Source organism: Lapillicoccus sp. (assembly GCF_025353065.1).
Taxonomy (GTDB): Bacteria; Actinomycetota; Actinomycetes; order Actinomycetales; family Dermatophilaceae; genus Lapillicoccus.
This window is the reverse complement of record NZ_JANXRJ010000288.1, coordinates 1-7,191: the sequence shown is the minus strand read 5'-3', so window position 1 is coordinate 7,191 and position 7,191 is coordinate 1. Positions and strand designations below refer to the sequence as shown.

The window sequence follows — 7,191 nt, the reverse complement described above, 5'->3', positions numbered from 1 at the left end:
GCCGCCCATCCCCCAGAGCACGTCGTCCCAGACCATCGTGTTGTACAGCAGGTTCTTCGCCTGCAAGATGGTGCCGTACTTGGTCGGAGACGTCGGGTTGGTGCCCTTGGTGAAGTACGCCGCCATCGCCTGGAAGTCCATCCAGCTCCACTGCGCGGCCGGCTTGGGGGTGAGCTGCTGCCCGGTGGCCTTGAGGGCCACCGCCTCGTACGCGGCCTTCTGTGACGGGTCGTTGACCACTGCGTCAACCAAATCCTTGCGGTAGATCAGGAAGTGGTTGCTGACATCCAGGGGCAAGGCGTACTGCTTGTCCTGGTACTTCAGGCCGTCCACCGCGACAGGAAAGTAGTTGCTCGCGTCGATCGTGGTCAGCGGATCCAAGGACGCGGCGAACTGGCCGACGTTGTAACTTGCGACGAAGTAAATGTCCTGGTCGCTGGACTTAGCCGCCATCAAGGTTGCCTCTTTGGAGAACGTGTCCTGCCGCGATAGCAGAGTCATATCGACCTTAACCCCGTCGGTCGCGCCCTGCCCGGCGTTGTACTGGGCCACCACCTTCGACATCGCGTCACCCTCCGGGCCCGGCCAGAGCACCATCTTCACTGTGCCCTTTCCGCTGCCCGTGCTACCTGAGGAAGACGACCCCGTGCCCGGCGCACACCCAGCCACGACCAGCGTCACCCCCACGAACGCGATACCGACATGATTCGGATTTCTCTTCATGACGCTCCTTTGGTACGGACCATTATCGGCACCCTAGGCCCCACGGGACTTGCAGCGCAAGACCTGGCTCCTGATTGGTCCCTACGACCAGCGGCCAAGTCCGACCACGCCACCTACCCGGGGGCGAGTAGGCGGCGTCAGTCAGCGGTCTGATCGACGCGCCGTCATGCAGGGGCCGGTAGGACACCCTGTCCGCGTTCGACGTGAAGGTTGGCCCGCCTAACGAGCGAGGTCGAGGGAGCAACGGGCGTCTGACATCAAGAGAAACCCCGCCTCGTGCGCGGTACTTGTGCAGGTCAGGCGGGGCTTCGGTGGTCCTAACAGGACCTACTTCGAAACGTTTGCTTGATCTCGTCAACACCTTGCCGTCCGTTCCACTCGCTCCCCCATCTGCACCCACCGCAGTGCCGATGAGGCAGTTCCGCTTCACTGACTCCCAACGCCTCGATGTGGCCCGGTCCTATGAGGCCGGCGCAACCATGGCTGCTCTTGCCAAGCAGCACGGCGTCAAGCGCGAGACGATCAGCAAGCTGTTGAGTAGGTCAGGCGTGCTCGCCCGTCAGCCGCGGAGCTTTTGCCAACCAGACCTTCAGCGCGCAGTCCAGCTCTACCAAGACGGACGGTCCACATTCAAGATCGCCGAGCAGCTTGGGTGGAACCAAGCAACCGTCTATCGCCACTTGACTCGATTGGGCGTCCGGATGCGCAGTCCCAACGAGCGTGGGGGGAGTTGACCCGGCTGACGGCGAGACTACTCACCCGTTCACGAACGAGGACTCAGGGCACGACCATCGGCAGCGCCGACCGCTCAGCCCCGGACGACTTCACCAGGCGCGTGCTGGTCGGGAACAGAGGCCCGTCGGGCGTGGACGGCAGGTCTGTGAGCCAGGCGGTCAGGAGCTTGACTGTGTTCTTCTGCAACGGGATCACGCGTTGCTTGCGACCCTTCCCGACGCATTCGAGTTGGCTGTGGGGGCCGATCAGGATGCTGTCGATGCGTAGGATGGTCAGCTCGCTGACGCGGAGCCCGGTCTGAATGCCCAGGTGCAGCAGGAGCCGGTCACGGCGCCCGAGCCAGGTGTGGGTGTCCGGGGCTGCGATGAGTGCTTCTGCTTCGGGGGTGGTGAGGAACGACACGAGCGTGGTCTTCGTGCGTTTCGCGGGGATCGCGAGGACCTGACTGATTGACGCGATCGCGTCCGGCGCTCGGTAGCTGGCGTAGGTGAAGAACGACCGCAGCGCTGCGCGGCCGGCGTTCCTCGTGGTGGCGGAGTTCCCGCGATCGGTCTCCAAGTGCTGCAGGAACGCGCCGATCAGGTCGGCGTCGAGGTCGGCCAGCGTCAACGCCGACGGGGCGATGCCGGTGGCCTGTTGGGCGTAGGTCAGCAGGAGCCGGAACGTGTCGGCGTAGGCGGCTTTGGTGTTGACGCTGGCGTTCAGGTGCCGGTCGAGCTTGTCGGTGAAGAATCGTTGCAGCAGCGGGGCAAGGTCACTCATCATCGCCCCCGTCCCCATGGATGCGTTCGGCGAGAGCGGCTGCGAGTTCCGGTGTGTTCGACAGGTACCAGTAGGTCGCTTCCGGGCCGACGTGCCCGAGCCAGGCCGAGAGCACCGGCATCATGGCGTCGACGTCGCCTCCGGCTCGGATGTGTCCGATCAGCGTTTTCGTCGCGAACGAGTGTCGGAAATCGTGCAACCTGGCGGCCGGTTCGGTCGGCCCGCCGGCAAGGCCGGCCAACTCTCGTATCTCGCGGAAGGTGTTCCCTGCAGTCGAGCGGGCGATCCGGGTGCCGCGACGGGCGACGAACACCGCGGTCGTCTTCGGGACCGGGAACGTCCGATCGCGGAGCCGCTGGTATCTGCGGATCGCGGCCATCGTCGTCGCGTGCAGCGGGACGAGCCGGGACTTGCCGAACTTCGTGTCGGTGACCCGTGCCCATCCGCTGCCGTCACCGGCCTGGTCGTCAGTGGTGATGTCGTCATCGTTGAGATTCCGGGCCTCGCTGATCCGCATGCCCGTGACCGCCAGCAGCCCGAGGAGTGTCTGCCAGGACGCTGCTCGGACTCGTGGAGTCAGTGTCCCCGCCGTGGTCAGCAGAGTGTCGATCTGCTGGCTGGTGAAGATCAGCGGACGAGGGCGATGAGCGCCGTAGGGCCGCCCGTCAAGGACGGGAACCTCGGTCGCGGGGTCGAACCACGCGACGTGCTCAGCGAACTGGCGAACGTAGTTCAACCGCTCCAGCACCGTGCCGCGCGAGAACCGTGCTGCCCACGCGGTCGCCAGGTCGCGGCGGATCGTGGGCTCACCGGCCTCTTCCATCCAGCCGACGAACGCATCCAGTGCCTTGCCTGGCGCGGTCAGCTTGAACACCAGGGCCCGCCTGGTCGCCAGGTAGCCGTCCAGCAGGTCACGCAGCCCGCTCATCGTGCCCACCTGCCCGACGCGGCGGCCGGCCACTCAGGGGCGAGCTGGGTGAGTCGGCGCTTGTCGACCTTGGTGTAGATCGCGGTCGTGCGCAGATGGGCGTGGCGCAGCAGTCCCTGAACCTCCTGCAACGTTGCTCCAGAAGCAAGCATCCCGGTCGCGAACGTGTGCCGCAGCCGATGCGGTCTGAACTTCTCCACCCCGGCCTGATGCAGATCTGTCGGACGGTCCCGCAGACGCCGTTGGCGGTCAGCGGCTGGACCGGATCGATCACAGTCCAGAACACCTCATCACCGGCGACCCTGCCGCCGCGGCCGTAGAGCACATAGTCTTCCAACCCCTGGCCGACCTCGTCGGGCAGCGGGAGCTCATCGACCCGGTCGCCCTTGCCCCGGATGCGCAAGCCTCCGGTGCGCCAGCCGATGTCATCCAGTCGCAAGCCGGCGATCTCGCACGCCCGCAGCCCGAGCCCGGTCAACAGCAGCAGAATCGCCCGGTCGCGCAGCCCTTTCGCCGAACGCAGATCAAGGGTGTCGAACAGCGCCTCGATCGTGCCCGCCGGCACCGGGTCCGGGATCGACGAGAGCCGCCACGCCGCGGCATGCGGCACCACCCCAGACAAGTCCTGCCCCGTCCGGCCAGAGCGGTGGCAGTACCGCAGGAACGAGCGCAGCATCACCAACTGCTTGGCCAGCGTCGACGCCTTCAACCCGCGCACAGCCTCCAGGTTCACCCACTCGATCACCGTCGCCGCCGTCAGCGACCGCAGCGACCGATCGACCGGCGCGGGCAACCACTCCACGAACCCCGCGACGCGGGCCGTGTATGCAGCAGCGGTGCGTTCCTGCGCAGACCGCTCCCGCCGCAGCCACTTCTCGAACTCGTCCGGCACATCTCGTGCGTCGGCGCGGCGCTGATCACGATGAATCGCCATCTCGGTCCTCCTCGACCCGATGCCAGGCGATCCCAGTGACCGCCCGGTCAGATCAAGCGAACCCCGAAACGGCTGCCCATCATTATGTTGACCGGCTCAGCGACTAAACCCGCACGACCAGGCAAGCCGCCGCGCCGGTCAACATAACCGCGAGGGCGACATACCATCGCCAGATCCCTCCTCGAGACCGGCGGCTTCAGACCACAACTACACCCTCAACTGCGATGAGCCTGATTCCCACCTTCACCTAGACCAAAGCCGGTCAGCGAAACCCTCGCCCTGGCAACTCCTTCCGCCTACCATAAGAGGACTTAAGACTTGATACTGACACATCAGCACTCAATAACGTAACCTAGTTTACCAAAAGAGGCGAGGATCTCCTCAATATTTGGTCTCCTCAGCTTCCATCCTCCTGAGACGGTCTCGATCGTCAAAATACGGTCCGCCCACCCTGACCGGTGCACACAAATGATATCGGCTTTCGATAATATTTCAGTTCGAAAAACCTTACGAGGCCTAATGAGCGATTCGAGACAACATACGGTTTCTCGAATCACTAGGCGTGCAGGTGGACCATTGAGGCCATTGGGTTTCGTGTATCCGACGATGAATACATAGCTGGCCATCATTATCCCCACTCTTTCAGGACGTTGCCAAGATTGAATTTCGCGTCCGTCTTTGCCTCGGTGCAACTAAGTCCGACATGAATCTCGGCTGGTGGAACGAATGGGATCGGGACACCTAATGAAATATCCGTTCCCAAAACCTGACCGTTTGGAGCACCCTTGCTAGTCCCGCCAAAGACCGTAACACCCGCAGGCGCGCCATAAAGCGGGGTTGCCGCCGACCCTCCTCCGTAGCCAAAAGGGCCACCTAGTTGGTCCACTGTTCTGGCGTTAGTGAGCTGACCTCCCAAACTAAGACCTATGGTCGGACTCTGGTATATGTCTCCGAGAGCGCCCAAAGTCCCCGTTCTGCCGAGCGAAATATCGCCGTTCGTTTCGTTATAGGCAGCCACCAAACAAAAGGAATAACTGAGGCCAATAAAAAATCCAATTTGCACGGTTCCGCACTGGCCGATGCTTATAAGACCACTCGGATCTGAGTAGCTCAATGCGTTATTGCCAGAATAGTTATAAGCTGATTGCGTCGCTTTCTCTAATGGGTCTCGCGTGAGGAACTGGGTTGTGACCGGGTCATAGTAGCGGGCGCGTAGGTAATATAGGCCGGTATCGATATCTTGGTATTGGCCGTTCCAGCGCAGAGGCGTGTCCGCGGAGCCACTATGGGCGCTGAGGACGCCATGGGCTGTGTAGGTGTAGGTGGCGGCGATGGCCCCAGCGGCGTTGGTGAGTAGGCGGGTGGAGCCGTATTGATCGTGCTGATAGTACAGGGCGGTCCCTGAGCTGTCGATCTGCTCGATCGGGTTTCCGGTGTTATCGTAAAGGTAACTGGTGGCGCCGTCATTGAGTAGCAGCGGCAGACTGCTGGTTGCGTCCCAGGCGAACGCCTGAGTAGCGGTTGTGGTGGTCCGAGTAGCGCGCAGCCCGTCACCGTTGTAGGTATACGCGGCCTGCGGGCCGTAGGAACCCATCACGTCGACGAGGAGGTCGGCGGTGCCGCCGGCATTCCAGATGGTCAGGGTGCCGGCGGCGGACAGTTTGGCGGTGACCTGGTTGAAGGCTGTCGCGCCGGCGGTGTAGGTGAGGCTCGTGATGTTAGGACGCGCGCCGCCGGGATAGATGGTTAAGTAGCCGCTGGTGCTACTTCCCAGCACGGTGACGTTGAGGACGGTCGACCGCGCGGAGGCGGGTACACCGCCGCGGCCGGTCACCTGAACTGTCAACGCTGTATTGCTGAGGAGGGTCTGTCCAGCGTAGGGCTGGCCGGAGCCGCTTCGGGTATCGGCGATCCGGGCTGGGCTCAGGGGGGCTCAGGGGGGTAAAGGTGTCGCCTACTCCTCCGACGTAGCCGGTGACATCAACGATGACGTTCAGGGCGGTCGATGAGCTGTTGTAGAAAGTCACAGCGCCTGCGGGATTGCTGCCTAGGGTGGCGGTGACTTCTTTGGTGAGGGTAGCCCCGCTCTTATAGTTGAGATTGGAGGCGTTGGGCCGGGTGGTGCCAGCGGGATAGGTGATCAGGTAGCCGTTGGCCGTGGGGTTAACGGCGGTGACCTGGAGGATGGCGGTGGCGGCGGTAGTCGGGACGGCGGGGATGCCGCTGACTTGGACGGTGAGGCTGCCGTTGGCCGGGATCGGTTGTCCGGCGTAGGGCTGGCCGGAGCCGGTGCGGGTGTCGGCTGCCCGCGCGGGATTGATGGCGTGCATCCCGCTACCGTTCGTTGAGTAGTACCCCAGCACGTCAATCGTGATGTTGGTGGTGCCACCAGAGTTGTAGACACTGACCTGGCCTCCAGAGCCGACGGGAACAGTAACCTCGTTGTTCGCGGCTACGCCGGAGACCACGTTGAGGTTACTGGAGGTGGGCCTGGGAGCTCCCGTCGGATAGACCGTCAGGTAGGTGGAGGCGGTGGCGTCGGCTTCGGTGACGTTAACGACGACGGCCGCGACTCCGCTGCTCGGAACCCCGCCGACGCCGGCGGTCTGGACGGTCAGGGTGCCGCCCGGCGTCAGCGCTTGGCCAGCGTAGGGCTGCCCTGAGCCGGCTCGGGTGTCGGCGATCCTCGCCGGGGGCAGAGGCAGGTAAAGCTTGCCGGCCTGACCTGCCCGGTGGCCCCGGCGGCGCGGGTGGTCTTGATCGCGTCGGTGATCATCCGGTCCGCGCCGTGGCCGGAGTCGATGTTGCCTTTGCGGAGCCGGGACGCGGCGATCACCGGGGCGCACGTCGGCGACGACAGCGCCGCGATCTGAGCGTTGACGCCCTTGACCCCGGAGTACCCGTACGCGGCGCCCTGCTTCTTGTACCCGTGAACCTCACGGATGGTGTCGTCGATGTCGATGAAAGCCAACCCGTCGACCCCGGCCAGCAGCCGCGGCACCGCGGTCGCGAGCCCGGCCAGCACCCGGGTGTGGACGGCGTCGAGCTGGCGGACGTGGCCGAAGGTGAACGAGCGCAGGAACGTGCCCAGCCGTCACTCGCATGACGG

General features: G+C 64.0%; 6 protein-coding genes and 2 pseudogenes. 1 reads left to right on the top strand and 7 read right to left on the bottom strand.

The features are described from left to right. Nucleotides 1-723: extracellular solute-binding protein (locus Q0R63_RS20975; protein ID WP_295701804.1), on the bottom strand; the 723-nt coding region annotated here is incomplete at its 3' end. Between the two features lie 410 nt (nt 724-1,133). Here Q0R63_RS20975 and Q0R63_RS20970 point away from each other — a divergent pair. Further along, the gene (locus Q0R63_RS20970; protein ID WP_295701802.1) at nt 1,134-1,457 is read left to right on the top strand and encodes a transposase; all 324 of its coding nucleotides are present in this window, start codon (nt 1,134-1,136) and stop codon (nt 1,455-1,457) included. 43 nt (nt 1,458-1,500) lie between these two features. On the opposite strand, the gene Q0R63_RS20965 is transcribed toward Q0R63_RS20970, so the two are convergent. The 6 genes and pseudogenes from Q0R63_RS20965 to Q0R63_RS20940 all read right to left on the bottom strand — a co-directional run. Then, entirely contained in the window at nt 1,501-2,238 is a 738-nt protein-coding gene (locus Q0R63_RS20965) for a tyrosine-type recombinase/integrase (protein ID WP_295701800.1), read from the bottom strand. After that, nucleotides 2,213-3,148, bottom strand: a complete 936-nt coding sequence (locus tag Q0R63_RS20960) for a tyrosine-type recombinase/integrase (RefSeq protein ID WP_295701798.1) — start codon at nt 3,146-3,148, stop codon at nt 2,213-2,215. The genes Q0R63_RS20965 and Q0R63_RS20960 overlap by 26 nt, the downstream gene beginning before the upstream one ends. Next, a pseudogene (locus Q0R63_RS20955) lies at nt 3,145-4,082 on the bottom strand (tyrosine-type recombinase/integrase). Before Q0R63_RS20955 ends, Q0R63_RS20960 begins: the two are co-directional and overlap by 4 nt. A gap of 628 nt (nt 4,083-4,710) precedes the next feature. After that, a complete protein-coding gene (locus Q0R63_RS20950; RefSeq protein ID WP_295701796.1) occupies nt 4,711-5,928 on the bottom strand; it encodes an RHS repeat-associated core domain-containing protein in 1,218 nt (405 codons plus the stop codon). After that, the gene (locus tag Q0R63_RS20945) at nt 5,846-6,550 is read right to left on the bottom strand and encodes a hypothetical protein (RefSeq protein WP_295701794.1); all 705 of its coding nucleotides are present in this window, start codon (nt 6,548-6,550) and stop codon (nt 5,846-5,848) included. Before Q0R63_RS20945 ends, Q0R63_RS20950 begins: the two co-directional genes overlap by 83 nt. A gap of 338 nt (nt 6,551-6,888) precedes the next feature. Continuing rightward, nucleotides 6,889-7,173, bottom strand: a pseudogene (locus Q0R63_RS20940) (IS1380 family transposase); the annotation flags it as partial. Nucleotides 7,174-7,191: the final 18 nt, after the last annotated feature.

What these genes read in the sequence shown, in the direction of transcription:
- Q0R63_RS20965 (WP_295701800.1), bottom strand. Translation starts at nt 2,238, where the DNA reads ATGGGGACGGGGGCGATGATGAGTGACCTTGCCCCGCTGCTGCAACGA.
- Q0R63_RS20970 (WP_295701802.1), top strand. Translation starts at nt 1,134, where the DNA reads ATGAGGCAGTTCCGCTTCACTGACTCCCAACGCCTCGATGTGGCCCGG.
- Q0R63_RS20960 (WP_295701798.1), bottom strand. Translation starts at nt 3,148, where the DNA reads ATGAGCGGGCTGCGTGACCTGCTGGACGGCTACCTGGCGACCAGGCGG.